At 35.1% G+C, this 16,808-nt stretch carries 15 protein-coding genes; 14 read left to right on the forward strand and 1 reads right to left on the reverse strand.

Annotated features, from left to right (window positions below):
• Positions 1-3 precede the first annotated feature (3 nt).
• From QM917_RS04175 to QM917_RS04210, 8 genes are all read left to right on the forward strand, one after another.
• Complete coding sequence (locus QM917_RS04175) at positions 4-801, forward strand: formate/nitrite transporter family protein (protein ID WP_281334848.1); 798 nt, start codon at positions 4-6, stop codon at positions 799-801.
• A gap of 388 nt (positions 802-1,189) precedes the next feature.
• Positions 1,190-1,987, forward strand: coding sequence for a formate/nitrite transporter family protein (locus tag QM917_RS04180; protein ID WP_060955659.1), 798 nt, complete (start codon positions 1,190-1,192; stop codon positions 1,985-1,987).
• An 80-nt stretch (positions 1,988-2,067) separates the two neighbouring features.
• Positions 2,068-3,342 (forward strand): DUF2130 domain-containing protein, encoded by a 1,275-nt coding sequence (locus QM917_RS04185; RefSeq protein ID WP_414284977.1) that lies wholly within the window; start codon positions 2,068-2,070, stop codon positions 3,340-3,342.
• 11 nt (positions 3,343-3,353) lie between these two features.
• A complete protein-coding gene (locus QM917_RS04190) occupies positions 3,354-6,539 on the forward strand; it encodes a hypothetical protein (RefSeq protein WP_414284979.1) in 3,186 nt (1,061 codons plus the stop codon).
• Between the two features lie 114 nt (positions 6,540-6,653).
• A complete protein-coding gene (truB, locus tag QM917_RS04195; protein WP_414284981.1) occupies positions 6,654-7,532 on the forward strand; it encodes a tRNA pseudouridine(55) synthase TruB in 879 nt (292 codons plus the stop codon).
• Positions 7,533-7,710: 178 nt separating this feature from the next.
• On the forward strand, positions 7,711-8,202 hold the full coding sequence (locus QM917_RS04200; protein WP_049504976.1) for a DUF536 domain-containing protein: 492 nt from the start codon (positions 7,711-7,713) through the stop codon (positions 8,200-8,202).
• A 70-nt stretch (positions 8,203-8,272) separates the two neighbouring features.
• The gene (locus tag QM917_RS04205) at positions 8,273-8,863 is read left to right on the forward strand and encodes a 3'-5' exonuclease (RefSeq protein ID WP_414284983.1); all 591 of its coding nucleotides are present in this window, start codon (positions 8,273-8,275) and stop codon (positions 8,861-8,863) included.
• 8 nt (positions 8,864-8,871) lie between these two features.
• On the forward strand, positions 8,872-10,635 hold the full coding sequence (locus QM917_RS04210) for a glycerophosphoryl diester phosphodiesterase membrane domain-containing protein (protein WP_414284985.1): 1,764 nt from the start codon (positions 8,872-8,874) through the stop codon (positions 10,633-10,635).
• 46 nt (positions 10,636-10,681) lie between these two features.
• Here the strand turns inward: QM917_RS04210 and QM917_RS04215 are convergent, their stop codons facing one another.
• On the reverse strand, positions 10,682-10,981 hold the full coding sequence (locus tag QM917_RS04215) for a YbaB/EbfC family nucleoid-associated protein (protein ID WP_414284999.1): 300 nt from the start codon (positions 10,979-10,981) through the stop codon (positions 10,682-10,684).
• Between the two features lie 182 nt (positions 10,982-11,163).
• On the opposite strand from QM917_RS04215, the gene efeO reads away from it, so the two are divergent.
• From efeO to QM917_RS04245, 6 genes are all read left to right on the forward strand, one after another.
• Positions 11,164-12,036, forward strand: a complete 873-nt coding sequence (gene efeO, locus QM917_RS04220; protein WP_315639087.1) for an iron uptake system protein EfeO — start codon at positions 11,164-11,166, stop codon at positions 12,034-12,036.
• 5 nt (positions 12,037-12,041) lie between these two features.
• Positions 12,042-13,256, forward strand: a complete 1,215-nt coding sequence (efeB, locus tag QM917_RS04225; protein ID WP_414284987.1) for an iron uptake transporter deferrochelatase/peroxidase subunit — start codon at positions 12,042-12,044, stop codon at positions 13,254-13,256.
• The gene (locus tag QM917_RS04230) at positions 13,231-14,919 is read left to right on the forward strand and encodes an FTR1 family iron permease (RefSeq protein WP_414275995.1); all 1,689 of its coding nucleotides are present in this window, start codon (positions 13,231-13,233) and stop codon (positions 14,917-14,919) included. Before efeB ends, QM917_RS04230 begins: the two co-directional genes overlap by 26 nt.
• Positions 14,919-15,650, forward strand: a complete 732-nt coding sequence (gene tatC / locus QM917_RS04235) for a twin-arginine translocase subunit TatC (protein WP_414275996.1) — start codon at positions 14,919-14,921, stop codon at positions 15,648-15,650. Before QM917_RS04230 ends, tatC begins: the two co-directional genes overlap by 1 nt.
• Positions 15,634-15,801: a twin-arginine translocase TatA/TatE family subunit gene (locus QM917_RS04240; protein WP_000512114.1), complete on the forward strand. Its 168-nt coding sequence runs from the start codon at positions 15,634-15,636 to the stop codon at positions 15,799-15,801. The genes tatC and QM917_RS04240 overlap by 17 nt, the downstream gene beginning before the upstream one ends.
• 296 nt (positions 15,802-16,097) lie before the next feature.
• Positions 16,098-16,805 (forward strand): 2-C-methyl-D-erythritol 4-phosphate cytidylyltransferase, encoded by a 708-nt coding sequence (locus QM917_RS04245; protein ID WP_414284989.1) that lies wholly within the window; start codon positions 16,098-16,100, stop codon positions 16,803-16,805.
• Positions 16,806-16,808 lie beyond the last annotated feature (3 nt).

Genomic DNA, 16,808 nt, shown 5'->3' on the forward strand with positions numbered 1-16,808 from the left:
TATATGAGTTCTTCAGAATTTATTTCAAAGATTGATTATTATTGCCATAAGAAAGAGAGTCTATTTGACCAAAGTAAGTTTAAATATGCCATTCGCTCGATGTTTGCAGGTGCTTTCTTAACCTTTAGTACAGCCGCTGGGACCATAGGTGCTGATCTACTCAATAGCATCGTTCCAAGTGCTGGTTATTTCCTATTTCCCTTTGTATTTGCATGGGGACTTGCCTATATCGTTTTCTTGAATGCCGAGTTGGTTACCTCAAATATGATGTACTTGACAGCTGGAACATTTTTAAAGAAGATTGATTGGAAAAAAGCCTTTACCATTTTACTTTATTGTGCCTTTTTCAACTTAGTTGGTGCTCTGTTAGCAGGTTGGTGCTTTGCTAATTCATCGGCTTTTTCACACCTGACACACGACAGTTATCTTCCAAAGATTGTAGCCAAGAAGTTGGCACGTCCTAGTGAGTTGGTCTTGTTGGAAGGGATTTTGGCAAATATGTTCGTAAATATTGCCATTCTATCTTCAATTTTGGTTAAGGATAGCAATGCCAAACTCTGGATTATCTTGTCAGCTATTTCTATGTTTGTTTTCTTATCTAACGAGCATATTGCAGCCAACTTTTCATCTTTTAGCATTATTAAATTCAGCATTGTTTCTGATCAAATTGCTAACTTTGATATTCCAAATATTCTACGTCATTGGAGTGTTACCTTCATTGCTAACTTGATTGGTGGAGGATTCTTGATAGGTTTACCATACGCTTATCTTAATAAAAATGAAGAGACTTATGTTGATTAGCACTTAGCTCTTACTAAATAAAATGAAAATCAATAATAGAGGAGGTCGGGACTAAAAATCCAGACCTCGATTTTTTTCCAAAGAACTTTTTGATAAAAACGTTGTTTTCTCTGTCTATAAATTCAAACAAATTATTAGTACATGGACTTTAGCTGAAAACTAAAGAGACTCTTTTGTAAATTCAATATAGAACAAAATAAAAAATATATTAAATATATAGAGTAGAGGATTTGAAAATAAAGGGGTGAAAACATTAAAGATGCTGATACAAAGCAAATGGAAACGATTGCTAAAAATGATAAAAATATTGTAAATAGAATTAAGAAAGCCTTCCCATAATTTCGATTTTATGTTATAATATTCACAAATAAAAGTTTTAGGAGTTTATATGGTTTCTTCAGAATTTATCTCAAAAATTGAATTTGCTTGTAAGAAAAAGGAAAGTCTTTACAGTCAAAGTAAATTCAAGTATGCTATCCGTTCAATGTTTGCTGGTGCATTCTTAACATTTAGTACAGCAGCTGGTGCAGTTGGTGCTGACTTGATTAATAAGATTGCTCCTGGCAGTGGACGTTTCCTCTTCCCATTTGTTTTCGCTTGGGGATTGGCTTACATTGTCTTCTTGAATGCTGAGTTAGTAACATCTAACATGATGTTCTTGACAGCTGGTAGCTTTTTGAAAAAAATTAGCTGGAGAAAAACAGCTGAAATTCTTCTATACTGTACACTCTTTAATTTGATCGGTGCTCTTATAGCAGGTTGGGGCTTCGCCCATTCAGCAGCTTATGCAAACCTTACCCATGATAGCTTTATTTCTGGAGTTGTGGAAATGAAGTTGGGCCGTTCAAATGAACTTATCTTGCTTGAAGCTATCTTGGCTAATGTCTTTGTAAATATCGCGATTCTTTCATTCGTTTTAGTTAAGGATGGTGGAGCAAAACTTTGGTTAGTTCTTTCAGCCATTTACATGTTTGTATTCTTAACAAACGAGCACATCGCTGCAAACTTTGCATCATTTGCTATTGTGAAATTCAGTGTTGCTGCTGATTCAATCGCAAACTTCGGTATTGGAAATATTCTTCGTCACTGGGGTGTAACCTTCATCGGTAACTTTATCGGTGGTGGTCTACTCATGGGATTACCTTACGCCTTCTTAAATAAAAACGAAGATACATATGTAGATTAAAAGTTGGATTCATTCCAACTTTTTCTTTTTGTTTATCCATGCTATAATGAAAGTAGAATAGATAAATTTAAAGGAATAACATGAACGAGATTAAATGTCCCAATTGTGGCGAAGTATTTACAGTCAATGAAAGCCAATATGCAGAACTGCTTTCTCAAGTTCGCACTGCAGAGTTTGATAAGGAATTGCATGAACGAATCAAACAAGAGTTGACATTGGTGGAACAAAAAGCCTTAAATGAACAACAGACAAAACTGGCTCAAAAAGATCAAGAAATAGCCCAGCTTCAAAGTCAAATTAACAACTTTAATACAGAAAAAGAATTGGCTAAGAAAGAAGTGGAGCAAAGTGCAAGTCAAAGCTTGCTAGAGAAGGAAAAAGAAGTCCAAGCTCTCGAAAATCAATTGGCTACCTTGCGCTTAGAGCATGAAAATCAACTACAAAAAACACTATCTGACTTAGAGAAAGAAAGAGATCAGGTCAAAAACCAGCTCCTTTTACAAGAAAAAGAAAATGAGTTGTCTCTAGCCTCTGTAAAACAAAATTATGAAGCCCAGCTAAAGGCAGCCAGTGAGCAGGTTGAATTCTACAAGAATTTCAAGGCGCAACAATCAACTAAGGCAATCGGTGAAAGTTTGGAACACTATGCAGAAAGTGAGTTCAACAAGGTTCGTAGCTTTGCCTTTCCAAATGCCTACTTTGAAAAGGACAACAAGGTTTCAGCACGTGGTTCTAAGGGCGATTTTATCTTCCGTGATTTTGATGAAAATGGACTAGAATTCATTTCCATCATGTTTGAGATGAAAAATGAAGCAGACGGGACAGAGAAGAAACATAAGAATGCAGACTTTTACAAGGAATTAGACAAAGACCGCCGTGAGAAAGACTGTGAGTATGCTGTTTTGGTAAGTATGCTAGAAGCAGATAACGACTACTTTAATACAGGAATTGTTGACGTTAGCCACGAATATGAGAAGATGTATGTCATTCGTCCCCAGTTCTTTATTCAACTAATTGGACTCTTACGCAATGCTGCCCTTAATTCCCTAAAATACAAGCAGGAACTCGCTTTTATCAGGGAACAAAATATAGATATCACTCGTTTTGAGGAAGACTTGGACGCTTTCAAGGTAGCTTTTGCAAAGAATTATAACTCGGCTTCTGTCAATTTTGGCAAGGCCATTGACGAAATCGACAAGGCAATTAAGCGTATGGAAGAGGTCAAGAAATTCCTGACAACATCAGAAAACCAACTCCGACTAGCTAACAATAAGCTGGATGATGTTTCTGTCAAAAAATTAACCCGCAAAAATCCAACCATGAAAGCCAAGTTTGAAGCGCTTGAGAGGGAGTGAGGAAATAAGTTATGGAAGATGATCTTAATTATGAAAATTTGATAGATGATGTAACCGAGGCTATAAAAAAGTTTAATTTAGTAATTTTTATTGGCGCAGGAGTTTCAATTGCTCAAGGTTATCCTAATTGGAACAATTATATTGAACATCTTATTAAGTATTGGCAAGGACAAGTTTTATCGGTAAGTGATGAAAAAAGGCTTGGAAGAGAACATCACGTAGTTTTTGATTTAATTAGCAAATCTAGTATTAGTAATAAACGTAAAGTGGATCTAGTAAACTATGAATTAAAAAAAGTTTTTGGTGAAGATTTTGAAAAGCGACGACTAGATTTTGAAAAAGGATATTTTAAAAATTTATTACCATATTCAATAGTTAATCAAACAGTAGAAGCTTTAGCAAGTTTGAATGCAATATTTATTACTTCTAACTACGACTATGAAATTGAAAATCATATTAAACGTTTAAAGAATTCTGTAGTTACTATTAATGATCTCAATGAATTTACTAAGAACAAGAATGGGAAGCTACAATTTGGTGATGTTCTACATATCCATGGAACACCAGATTGTGATGTAAAGTATTTTGTAAGTTCATCCGCAGATTATTCAAAAACCTATTTAAAAAATAGGAAAAATTTTGAAAATTTAGTAACATGGTTTAAAGAGACAAAACCTACTGTTTTATTTATTGGAGCAGGTCTTGAAGAAGATGAAATTTTATCTTTACTTTGTAAAGATAGTAAGAACTATGCCTTGATGAAGTCAGAGAACACAGGTAATCAGAGAGTTGATGAACATTATAGAGGTGTTGTTGAAGGATTTTTTAGCTCAGAAAATCATACTCAGATTATTTGGTACGGAGATGAATTTGAGAAATTACCTCTTTTTGTAAAAAAATTAGTTGCTGATATTAATGAAAAATTGGGTACACATGATTTTTATAATCAGTGGAACAATCTTTTGAATCCTTCTATAAATCAAGAAGAGTATAATAAAAATCTAGATAGTATTTCTAATGATTTTAAGTATCTAAGCTCTGTTTTAGATAAGGTTATTGAAAATGATAATAATCAACTAGATCAGCTAATGTTAAATGCTCTGCTTCGGGGTGAAACTCTAACAGTAATTAAAAAGAGTTTTGTCCTTGCATTTTGGAAGTTTATTGTTAAGAATATTGAAAAGTTAAGTGATAATGAGTGGGATGTGATTTATAAAATAATTTATGAAGGCTCTCAAAATTACTTTATAGATGATGTATTCTTTGTCTATAATTATGCGATAGATAATAAAATTTCTAGTTTTACAAATAATAATAAGCTTAATGAACTGAGAGAAATTATATCCAAAGATGGATATATCGTTAATTCTAACTTTAATAAAGATAAAACTCTTTTGGGTTACTGGCTAGTAAGTGCTTTTGAACAGCAAAATCGTGATTTATATATAGAGGAAGATAGTGAAGTAGAAGTTAACTTAAATTACGAATGTGTTAACAAATTAATGTCCATACTAAATAATCCAGAATTTTTAAGTTATAATTACTACTCTATAGAGTATCAATTAAAAGAGTATGATGTTGTTAAATTTCTTTATGAGCTTGTAAAGTCCAAAAAATTATTTATTGAAGAGGAAGAGTTTTTAGAAAGTGATTCTGAAGACTTAATAAGTACTATATTAATTCAAAAATTGCTTGTTCAATTGGATAATGAAATTAATTTGGATTTAGAATTTATTAAGAGGTTAATTGATAAAATTGATTTTTCAAATATTCAATTTGGAGAGGAATTAAACACTTTTATCAAAAACCACAGAAGTATTATTAGAGAAAAAAATATTGAAATACCAAAAAAACCTTATAGAAATTGGATATCTTCACTAGAAGGAGGTTTTGTTTCACAATTTTCATATATAACTCAAGAAAATCTTGTAGAGTACGATGAATCTAGAGTATTAGAGATATTAGTCAACGCCGAAAAGGAACAAAGGGGTTCTTCATTTTTGGAAGAAAAGACGATAAATGAAACGGAAAATTTCTTGATTACTGTTTTAAAAGAATCAAATGAAATATCTAAAAAAGTTTCTGATTTATTGAAAAATCATATAGATGACTTATATCCAAAATATAAGAGATTATATGTAAAAATTATCAGTTTTCCTGAAATAGAAGAAAATTTGAGAAAGATTGTTAGAGAAAAATATTTAAAAAGATTTAACAAAGAAAGTTTTGATTCTAACGATCGGAAATTCTTTGAATATCATATAAAACAACAAAATACGGATATAGATATTTTTGAAAAATTACTTAGTATCAATGTGAATGAACTCTCAACACCAAAAGGTGATAATAAACAATTAGATATACTTCATTTTATAAATAGTGAAATGGGATCATATTTTCAATGTTTAATATCATTATTTATAAATCATTCAAGTTATAGAGATGTAATTATTCAAATAATAAATTCAGTAACAGATACCGATTATAGGGAGTTTGCTCAAGGTATTTTATTAAATGAATACAATCCAAACAGAATCAATGTAACTTACAACACCTTTTTAGGATTTGCGTATTATCATTCTACAATTACTATCGAAGCTGCGGATGTTTTTACAGATGTAGTAAGGGATATTCTAAACAAAAAAATTGAGGACAATCAAATTCTTGATAAAGTTTATCTAGTTGCTTTAGAGAGGGTAGATCCAACTATTGAATCATTTTCTTTATCAAAGAATAACTATAGTCAAATGATAAACATCATTTTTACAGAAGACTATGAATTTAGATATTTTAAAGAATGGTTGGGCGCATTATTCAAATTTGACTCAAGTGCAAATTATTTAGTGACAATTTTTTATTTATTATATAATGAAAATCTTAAAAAAAATAGATTTGCTTTATTTATAGAGGGATTAAGTGATTACATAACAACTTATAACCAGAAATTATCTTTACGAGGGATGAATTATAAATTGAATCATGAAGAACTTAACAATTTTGATTTGTTGAAAAAAATGTTTCTGAAATTAATGGAGACCGATAAAATAGAGAATGATATTTTTTATTTAGACGGCATCAAAAGTATACTCCCATTATTATCTTTAGATGAAAGACGAAATGTATTACAACATATTCAAAAACAGAACAATTGTCCTCCTCCAGAGATTGAGGAATTACAAAGAATTATAGTTAATTAAAATTTGTAAAAAAGAGAATAAAAGGTAGACGATGCCTCAGTAAAAATTGACTCGGAAGAATCCGACTATAAAGGCTAAGTTTGATGCTTTAAAGGGGGAGTGAGAAAGCAAGACATGAACGGTATTATTAACTTAAAAAAAGAAGCGGGGATGACCTCGCATGATGTGGTTTTTAAACTGCGTAGGATTTTAGGAACTAAGAAGATTGGTCATGGAGGGACTTTAGACCCTGATGTTGTCGGTGTTTTGCCGATTGCTGTCGGTAAGGCAACCCGCATGGTCGAGTTTATGCAGGACGAGGGTAAAGTCTATGAAGGAGAAATAACTCTTGGATATTCTACAACAACTGAAGACGCTAGTGGTGAAGTTGTTGCAGAGACACCAGTATTGTCTCCCTTAGATGAAAAGATTGTTGATCAAGCGATTGCCAGTCTGACAGGTCCGATCACTCAGATTCCACCTATGTACTCGGCTGTCAAGGTCAATGGTCGCAAACTCTATGAATATGCGCGTGCTGGTCAAGAAGTAGAGCGTCCAGAACGTCAGGTGACGATTTATAGTTTCGAAAGAACCAGCCCCATTTCCTATGTGGAGAATCTTGCTCGATTTAGTTTCCGTGTAAAATGTAGCAAGGGGACTTATATTCGTACCTTATCAGTTGATTTGGGAGAAAAACTTGGCTATGCAGCTCATATGTCTCATTTAACACGAACAAGTGCAGCTGGATTACAGTTGGACGATGCTTTGACCTTGGAAGAAATTTCCGAAAAAGTAGAGGCTGGACAACTAGACTTTCTTCATCCCTTGGAGATTGGAACAGGTGACTTAGTTAAGGTTTATTTGACTCCAGAACAAGCAGAAGAAGTGCGTTTTGGTCGCTTTATTGAATTGGAACAAACTGAGAAGGAATTGGCTGGTTTTGAAGGTGATAAATTACTAGCCATTTTAGAGAAAAGGGATCAACTCTATAAGCCTAGAAAGGTTTTCAATTGATTAGAGCTGGTGGTAAAATTGTAAACTGATTTTGAGTTTTTAAAAAATCTAAAAAGTAGTGCAGTTTAGACCAGAAAAAGTTATGAAAAAGGGTTGAAAACACGGTGATATTTGACAGTTTTGCTTGCTTATGATAATATTTAAATAAAGAAAAGCTAGAAAACTTTCAGAGGATATTATGAGTATTGAGATGACTGTTAGTGAGATTGCTGAGGTCTTGGGCTTGTCCCGCCAAGCAATCAATAACCGTGTCAAGGAATTACCTGAAGAAGATACGACTAAAAATGATAAAGGAGTTACTGTGGTAACTCGCAGTGGCTTGATTAAGCTTGAAGAAATCTACAAAAAGACCATTTTTGAAGATGAACCTGTTAGTGATGATGTAAAGCAACGTGAATTGATGGAGATTCTTGTTGATGAAAAGAACGCTGAAATCATCCGTCTTTATGAGCAATTAAAGGCCAAAGACAAACAGTTAGCTGAAAAAGATGAACAGATGCGTGTCAAAGACCGTCAAATCGCAGAAAAAGATAAGCAATTGGATCAACAACAACAGTTAACGCTACAAGCTATGAAGGACCAAGAAACCCTTCAGTTGGAGTTGGATCAGGCTAAGCAAGAAGTACAAGCAACGAAGAAAGGCTTCTTTGCTCGCTTATTTGGAGGATAAGAAAAAACTGCTTGGTTTCTAGATATAACCAAGTAGTTTCTTTTTACACATACAGTAAGGAATGGATAAGATGGAAAAATTAAGAGATTATATTTCATTTGATTTGGAATTTAATAAACACCAAGATAAAACTCACTTGATTCAGGTATCTGCGGTCCGTTTTAAAGATGGTGAAGAAGTAGGAGCATTTGACTCATATGTTCATACGGATGTACCATTGAAAAGTTTTATAAACGGTTTAACGGGTATCACATCTGAAACCTTGAAGGATGCTCCGAAGGTGGAAGATGTTCTTAAGAATTTTCAAGATTTTGTAGGTGAGTTACCCCTTGTTGGTTATAATGCAGCCAAGAGTGATTTACTGATTTTGTTGGAGCATGGTTTGGATTATAGTAGCCAATATCTAGTTGATCTCTATGATGAGGCTTTTGAGCGACGGAGTTCGGATCTTCACGGCATTGCAAATCTAAAATTACAGACTGTTGCTGAATTTTTAGGATTCAAGGGGCAGTCTCATAATAGTTTAGAGGATGCACGTATGACTGCGCGTGTTTATGAAGCTTTTCTAGAATCTGATGAAAGCAGAATTTTACTGGACTCCAAGAGTAGCTTGAACTCTAATCCTTTCGGTGGACTAGATTTATCACAGCTTTTTGATTAGGAGATTTTATGAAACCTGAAAAACCTAAAAAATTGGGTTTTAAAAAGATTTACCTCAATCTGGATAAAATCCTCTTTCTATTTTTTTTAATCTTCATGCTAGTAGATTATATTTGGTTGCCACTGAACTCATTGATAGCAGGTTTTTTACTCAGTCAGACGGGCTATTTGTTTATTTCATATAACAATGTTTTTGAAATTTTAAAACATGCGCCTTTAGTTAGCTTTGGGTTTTTAATCTTAATAGCCATTAACCTTTTAGTAGCCTATTTTCAACTAAGTCTTCTCTTCATTGGGGCTCGACACCTTCTCTATCATGAGAAAAGAACCTTGATTGAGTATAGTCGCAAGGTATTTCGTGAAAGTATAGCCTTCATGAAACGTCTGACTGTTTCCAAGGCCTTGTTTATCTTCGTTTATATCGCTATGATTTTTCCGTTTATCAGGAAGATTTTTAAAATTTATTATTTTAATAAAATAGTGATACCTGAATTTATTCAGACCTATATGGAAGACAAGTATTGGATATGGTGGATTGGTATTATCATCTTGTCTATCCTCTTCTTATGCGTTTCTGTTAAGTTGGTTTTTGTTCTTCCGAAAATCTTTTATGATAAGATGACAGTCAAGGATGCTGTAGTCTACAGTCTTGAAAAAACCAGAAATCATTTTTGGTTTTACGCTTGGCATCTTTTTCTAATTCTTGTCAAAACGAATCTTTTCTTTTACTTACTTCTAATCCCACTATTGGTTGGCCAGTTTTTAGTAGATGGTCTCACACATCGAGAATCTTTGATTCTTGCTATTTCGAACTATATTTTGATTAAAAATATCCACTATATGGCTTTGACTTACTTCTTGGTTAAGTTTACCTCCTTTTTAACTGGTGAGGAGTTGGATATTATGCCAAGACGAAAGAAAGATCATATCATGAGATGGGGTGTAATGGGGTGCGCCAGTGTCTTCTTTGCGATTGAGGGTTATGTTTATTTAGAAGCACCCGTAGTCAATCCTCCACTTGTCATCTCTCACAGAGGTGTCTCAAATGGAAATGGTGTCCAAAATACAGTTGAATCCTTAGAAAAAACAGCTCAGTTAAAACCAGATTTAGTTGAGATGGATGTGCAGGAAACCAAGGACGGTCAGTTTGTCATGATGCATGATGCTAACCTAAAAAGTTTAGCGGGATTAAATGTAACACCACAAGACTTAACTTTAGATGAGTTGAAGCAATTAGATATTTATGAAAATGGTTATCAGGCTAAAATATCCAGCTTTGATGATTATATAAATCGTGCCAATGACCTTCATCAGAAATTGCTGATTGAAATTAAAACAAGTCGAAAAGATAGTGCTCAAATGATGGATCATTTTCTAGATCAATATGGGGCAAAGATCAAAGTCTATGGGCATCAGATGCAATCTTTGGATTATCATGTTATTGAAAAAGTAACTCAGTACGATAAGGAAATTCCAGTCTATTTCATTCTGCCCTATAATTCCGTTTTTCCAAGAACGAATGCAACAGGCTATACCATGGAATATTCTACCTTAGATGAATATTTTGTAACCAAGCTTTGGAATACAAAACAAAAACTCTATGTATGGACAATCAATAGTTCGGAATCCTTTGATAAGTCTCTACGTTTGGGAGTTGATGGTATGATAACAGATGATCTAGAAAGAATAAAAGAAGAGCTTGAGACCGCTCAGGAAGATCCTGAATATACGGACTTGCTTCTCAAGAAAGCAGCAGAAATATTTACTTTCTAGGTAAGACAAAAGAGGCTGAATTGAACATCAGCCTCTTTTTATGCTATTAGAATGGTAATTTACCAGCAAAAGCACCTAGTTTCTTTTTAGTTGCTTCATCAATTTGTTCAAGAGTAGCATTGACTGCTTGAACTGTCATATCTGATAGAGTTTCAATATCTTCTGGGTCAACAACTGCTGGATTGAAATCAATTTTTGTAACTTTCTTGTCTCCTGTTAGTGTGGCAGTTACAAGGTTTTGGGCAGAAGTTCCAACAAATTCTGTAGCAGCAAGTTCAGCCTGACTTTGCTCCATTTGTTTTTGAAGTTTTTGAGCTTGACGCATCATGTTTTGCATATTCATCATAAGATTTAAGGTTTCCTTTAACAATTTTTTCTCCTTATTTTATCAATTTTAGATAGAAATGTCTAATGTTAATTTATAGCTTGTAACATTAAATTTTCTGACAATTCATTGAATGATTAGAAAATCTATGTTATAATGAATTAAAAACAAATGGACTTCCCATGATTTAATAGGAGTATCTAATGAAAAAACTTGGTTTTATCCTTTTATCTTCGGCATTGTTGTTATCTGCTTGTGCAGTTCGTTTTGAACAATCGTCAACTACAAGTGATTCATCTCAGGTCGCAAAATTATCAGAAGATAACCAAAAATTATTGGATAAGGCAACTAGTGACTACAAAACATTTGTAGAAGAACAGATTGATAAACTTTTAACAGATACAGAAGGTTTTGTTAAACTTTTGAAGGATGGTAAGTTAGAGGAAGCTAAAAAGGCATACCCTTTAATCCGTATGTCCTATGAACGTTCAGAGCCGATTGCAGAGAGCTTCGGTGAATCTGATGTGAAGATTGACTTTCGTTTGGCAGACTATCTAGATGAAAATAAGACTGAAGAAGGTTGGTCTGGTTTCCACCGTATCGAGCGCATTCTTTGGGAGGAAAACACAACTAAAGGAACTGAGTCTTATGGTGACCAACTGGTAAATGACATCAAGGAATTGAAGGCTAAGATTGCGACTGTAGATGTTGATTACAAGATTATGCTAACTGGGGCTGTCGACCTTCTAAATGAAGTAGCGACAAGTAAGATTACTGGTGAAGAGGAGATTTATTCTCATACAGATTTGTATGATTTTCGTGCCAATATCCAAGGTGCTGAAAAGATTTTCCAACTCTTTAAACCTTTACTTGAAAAATCAGATGCAGCCTTGGTTAAGGAGTTAGAGGAAGATTTCAAATCTGTCAATAGTTTGTTAGACAAACACATGACGGACAAGGAACACTATAAACTCTATACAGACTTAACGAAAGAGGACACTAAAGAATTGTCTGAAGCAGTCACAAAACTTGGTGAACCATTATCACAAATGGGTAAATTTCTTGGTGGAGAATAAGTAATATGACAAACAAAGGCGAAAAATTTTTTGAACAAAAAATGGACCGTCGAGAATTTCTAAAAAAAGCAGGTATCGGAGGGGCTGGTCTCGCACTTGGACTCTCTGGTGCTTCTGCTTTTTTCGCACCTAAGCTTGATGGTCAGGAGAAAATCTCGTACGGGGATGAAAAAATAGCCTTCTGTGGCAAACACCAAGCTGGCATTACAACTGTCATGCAGAAAAACATTTATTTTGTGGTTTTAGATTTGCATACAACTGACAAAGAGAAAATCATCCAGTTATTTAAAGATTGGACGGATTATAGTGCCAAACTTGTAGTAGGAGAATTGGTTAAAAAAGATGGTAACAATAGCCTTCTGCCTCCAAGTGATACTGGAGAAACAGTTGGCCTTAATCCTCATCGATTAACCCTGACCTTTGGAGTTTCGGCTAGTTTCCTTGAAAAGATGAAACTAGAGAACAAACGTCCAACACTCTTTAGAGATTTGCCTCCTTTTCCAAAGGAACAGTTACGAGAAAAGTACACGGGAGGAGATATAGTTATCCAAGCTTGTGCTGATGATGAGCAAGTTGCTTTTCATGCTGTTCGCAACCTTATTCGCAAGGGTAGAAATGCCGTTACTCTTCGTTGGAGTCAATCTGGTTTTGCAGCTATCGGTAATCGAATGGAAACTCCTCGGAATCTCTTTGGTTTTAAAGACGGAACTGCTAATGTTACCACTGAGAAAGAATTTGATCAGGTTGTTTGGGCTGACAGTAAGGATTGGATGGGAAATGGTTCCTACATGGCAGTTCGACGCATTCAGATGTTTCTAGATACTTGGGATCGAACTAATCTCGAGGAACAAGAAAATACCTTTGGGCGCTATAAGGAAAGTGGAGCTCCTTTTGGCAAGAAAAACGAATTTGATGAGGTGGACTTGAGTCTTCTTCCTGACGATTCTCATGTTCGCTTAGCTAAAGAAGTGGATAAGCCTCTCCTGCGTCGCTCTTATTCTTATTCTGATGGCATAGATGAAAAGACTGGTCAGTTTGACACTGGTTTGCTCTTTATCTCCTTCCAAAAGGATCCAGATAGCTTTGTTAAAGTTCAGACCAATCTAGGTGCTACGGATAAAATGAATGAATACGTTACCCATATAGGTAGTGGTCTTTTTGCCTGCTTTGGTGGAGTAGAGAAGGGAGGTTACATTGGGCAGAAATTATTGGAATCCTAAAAGTATTATCCTCCTATTTGCTTGTTTCTTCCTATTGATTTTTCCGGTAGGAGCTAAGGAAAATTTGAGTCCCTACTTTGTGAAAATAACTGATACAACTGAAGCTGTTAAAGAAGGTAAACAAGATCAGGCTAGAAAACTAATCGATGAAATGACCAAAGATTTCGAGAAAGTCGAGAATTCTGACTCTGAAGCAGGGCGACAAGTTCAAGAAAAGTTGGCCTTAACTGGTGATATTACTGAAGACCAGTTAACTCAGATTTCTTTAGCCCTTTTGACATTTGAGAAAGAGCAAAATCCAGTCGACCTTGATGCAGAAAAAGAGAAACTAGTTTCACGATTAGAATCTCGTTTTGAAGCCTTAGACAAGGCAATCGCTTCTCAAGATCTGGAAGCAGTAAGAGAAGCCTATAAAAAAATGAATTCAACCTGGACCATCAATGAAGCAGTGGTTCGCGACCATAGTACAGCTCATTATGGGCAAGTGGAAACAGCTATTTCCTTCCTGCGTAGTAGCATTGAGACTGAACCAACGAACTTTGATTCTATTCAGGCATCCTTTGATGATTTGAAGACAGCCATTTCTAACTTTATTGAAGGTACAGAAGTTGCGACGACATCTTCGAATCTGACCCTAAAGGATGGAATTGATCTTTTAAAAAAGGCCTTGGCTCAATATCAAGCTGGTCAAGATAGCGAAGCAGCTGCGACGATGAAGGAGTTTATTACTATTTGGCCCACCATCGAGGGTTCTGTAAGTACAACCAATCCTTCGCTTTATACCAAGGTTGAAAGTGAAAGTCCTGTCATCATGGTTAAGGGGAAGGAAAGTGAATATCAAGAAAAGCTTTCTAGCTTGATTGCAGAGCTATCTCAAATTGATACTAGCACTTCCTATAATGCATTTGACGCCATGCTCATCTTGCTCCGAGAAGGTGTAGAAGCCCTCTTGATTGTTATGGCGCTTGTGACAACTTTGAAAGCTGCTAAGATGAGACAGGGCCTCAAGTGGGTCTATGGTGGTGCATTTGCGGGAATAGTGGCCAGTCTTTTAATTGCCTATATCCTACAGATTGCCTTTCCAGCAGTCACCTCAGGAACTAACCGTGAAATCATCGAAGGTGCAGTCGGGATTTTTGCGGTTATCATGATGATTTTAATCGGTATTTGGCTTCATAGCAAATCCTCTGTTAAAAAATGGAATGCTTTTATGGAATCGCAGATGCAAACTGTCACGAAAACAGGATCTTTCCTTTCTATGTTCGCTTTAAGTTTTCTAGCCGTATTCCGTGAAGGTGCTGAGACGATTTTATTCTATGTGGGTATTCTGCCAAGGATTTCTAGTTTTGATTTTGTCCTAGGAATTTCTCTGGCCCTCTTAGTTTTAGTCGTGATTGCCTTTGTGATGAACAAGGCCAGTAAATTTTTCCTACCTCATAAGGTTTTCTTTATCCTGACTTGGATGATTTATGCCTTAGCCTTTAAGATGACGGGAGTCAGCATTCATGCTCTACAGTTGACAAATATGATCCCCAATCATCTGATCGCAGGAATACCAAGTATTGATATATTGGGAATTTACCCTAGTTGGGAAAGTTTGGCAGGACAGTTTTTCTTTATTTTCGTGGTGGTTCTTGTTACCATTAGACAGGGTGAAAAGTAATGGACCAAGAGGAATTGACAATTATTGAACATTTGGTAGAATTTAGAAAGAGATTGCTAGCAGTAGTTGTTTGCTTCTTTCTGGTTTTCTGCGTTTCACTATTATTTGCCGATCAGGTTTATCAATTTATCACACAAGGCTTTAGTCAGAAGTTGATCGTCTTAGGACCTAATGATATTTTATGGATTTATCTTCGTTTGGCAAGTTTGATGGCCTTTAGCCTTACCTTACCTTTTACGGTCTATCAAGTCTGGAGTTTTGTTCGACCAGCCCTTAAAACTGAAGAAGCAGGGGCGATTTTTGCTTATATCCCTGCAACTTTCCTTTGTTTTATCTTAGGATTAGCCTTTGGATTTTATTTTGTAACACCAGCTTTACTTCAGGTCTTGCTAGGACTGGGTGAAAACTTATTTGAGACGCAGTTAACAGCACAAAATTATCTAGCTTTTGTCTTTCAAACTACTGTACCACTAGCATTTATCTTTGAATTGCCAGTTATCATTGCTTTTTTAACCTCAATTGATTTAATTGGGCCTGGACTACTCGTTGCTTATAGACGTCATGCCTACTTCATTTTATTGGTATTGGCTGTTATATTGACGCCGGCCGATTTTATTAGTGATTTAGCGATGACTGTTCCCCTAATCCTTTTATATGAGGTTAGTATCGCTATTAGTAAATGGATTTTTAAGAGAAAAAGGAAAGGAGAAAAAAATGGGAATCTTACGTGATATTGGTGCACCAGGCTTGATCGTCATTGTCCTTGGCGCACTGTTGATTTTTGGACCAAAACGCTTACCAGAGCTAGGCGAATCAGTAGGAAAAATGCTTGCTGAGTTTAAAAAAGCCGTTAAGGGCATCGGCGAGCAAGAAGAAAAATAAATGAATAACTATTGAATAGAGTTGAGAATTGTTAGCTTGGAATTATCTCTAGCTACAATCTCAACTTTTTTATTTAGTTTAAGGTTTATTTAAGTTTTCTATGATATTCTGAAGAACTCTATATTAATGGAAAGATGGAATTGAAAACCTACTTTTTATCATTCAAGCTACTTTTCCTAAAGGTATGCCTAGGCTCTTTCTGACTAGAGAATTCTAGTATTTATTTCGATAAAAGGCTAGGTTGTGATATAATGGTAAAGAATGAGTTTTTTAGAACAGACTAAAGGAGTATTAAAATGATCTACGCTGGAATTTTAGCAGGTGGAACTGGCACGCGCATGGGGATTAGTAATTTACCTAAACAATTTCTTGAGTTGGGAGATCGCCCAATCTTGATTCATACTATTGAAAAATTTGTTTTGGAACCAAGTATTGAAAAGATTGTAGTTGGAGTTCATGGTGACTGGGTTACACACGCAGAAGATTTAGTTGAAAAATTCCTACCACTCCACAAGGACCGTATAATCATCACAAAAGGTGGTGCGGATCGTAATTCTAGTATTGAAAAAATTATTGAAGCTATTGATGCTCACCGTCCACTGACCGCAGATGATATTGTGGTGACGCATGATTCAGTTCGTCCTTTCATCACTCTTCGAATGATTCAAGATAATATTGAACTCGCTAAAAACCATGATGCTGTTGATACCGTGGTTGAAGCTGTGGATACCATTGTTGAAAGTACAAATGGTCAGTTCATCACAGATATTCCAAATCGCGCTCATCTATACCAAGGACAGACTCCTCAAACCTTCCGTTGTAAAGACTTTATTGATTTGTATGGTTCTTTATCAGCAGAAGAAAAAGAAATTTTGACAGATGCATGTAAAATCTTTGTCATTAAGGGTAAAGATGTAGCCTTGGCTAAGGGTGAATACTCAAATCTAAAAATCACAACAGTTACAGACTTGAAGATTGCTAAAAGCATGATTGAGAAAGACTAGAGA

The sequence above is a fragment of the Streptococcus infantis genome (assembly GCF_047460685.1).
GTDB classification, from domain to species: domain Bacteria; phylum Bacillota; class Bacilli; order Lactobacillales; family Streptococcaceae; genus Streptococcus; species Streptococcus infantis_AD.

Bases quoted from the DNA above. Each gene is read 5' to 3' on its own strand.
- QM917_RS04210 (WP_414284985.1), top strand. From the start codon at position 8,872: ATGAAACCTGAAAAACCTAAAAAATTGGGTTTTAAAAAGATTTACCTC.
- efeB (WP_414284987.1), top strand. From the start codon at position 12,042: ATGACAAACAAAGGCGAAAAATTTTTTGAACAAAAAATGGACCGTCGA.
- QM917_RS04200 (WP_049504976.1), top strand. From the start codon at position 7,711: ATGAGTATTGAGATGACTGTTAGTGAGATTGCTGAGGTCTTGGGCTTG.
- QM917_RS04245 (WP_414284989.1), top strand. From the start codon at position 16,098: ATGATCTACGCTGGAATTTTAGCAGGTGGAACTGGCACGCGCATGGGG.
- QM917_RS04175 (WP_281334848.1), top strand. From the start codon at position 4: ATGAGTTCTTCAGAATTTATTTCAAAGATTGATTATTATTGCCATAAG.
- QM917_RS04240 (WP_000512114.1), top strand. From the start codon at position 15,634: ATGGGAATCTTACGTGATATTGGTGCACCAGGCTTGATCGTCATTGTC.
- QM917_RS04205 (WP_414284983.1), top strand. From the start codon at position 8,273: ATGGAAAAATTAAGAGATTATATTTCATTTGATTTGGAATTTAATAAA.
- QM917_RS04180 (WP_060955659.1), top strand. From the start codon at position 1,190: ATGGTTTCTTCAGAATTTATCTCAAAAATTGAATTTGCTTGTAAGAAA.
- QM917_RS04185 (WP_414284977.1), top strand. From the start codon at position 2,068: ATGAACGAGATTAAATGTCCCAATTGTGGCGAAGTATTTACAGTCAAT.
- QM917_RS04215 (WP_414284999.1), bottom strand. From the start codon at position 10,981: ATGATGAATATGCAAAACATGATGCGTCAAGCTCAAAAACTTCAAAAA.
- tatC (WP_414275996.1), top strand. From the start codon at position 14,919: ATGGACCAAGAGGAATTGACAATTATTGAACATTTGGTAGAATTTAGA.
- truB (WP_414284981.1), top strand. From the start codon at position 6,654: ATGAACGGTATTATTAACTTAAAAAAAGAAGCGGGGATGACCTCGCAT.
- efeO (WP_315639087.1), top strand. From the start codon at position 11,164: ATGAAAAAACTTGGTTTTATCCTTTTATCTTCGGCATTGTTGTTATCT.
- QM917_RS04190 (WP_414284979.1), top strand. From the start codon at position 3,354: ATGGAAGATGATCTTAATTATGAAAATTTGATAGATGATGTAACCGAG.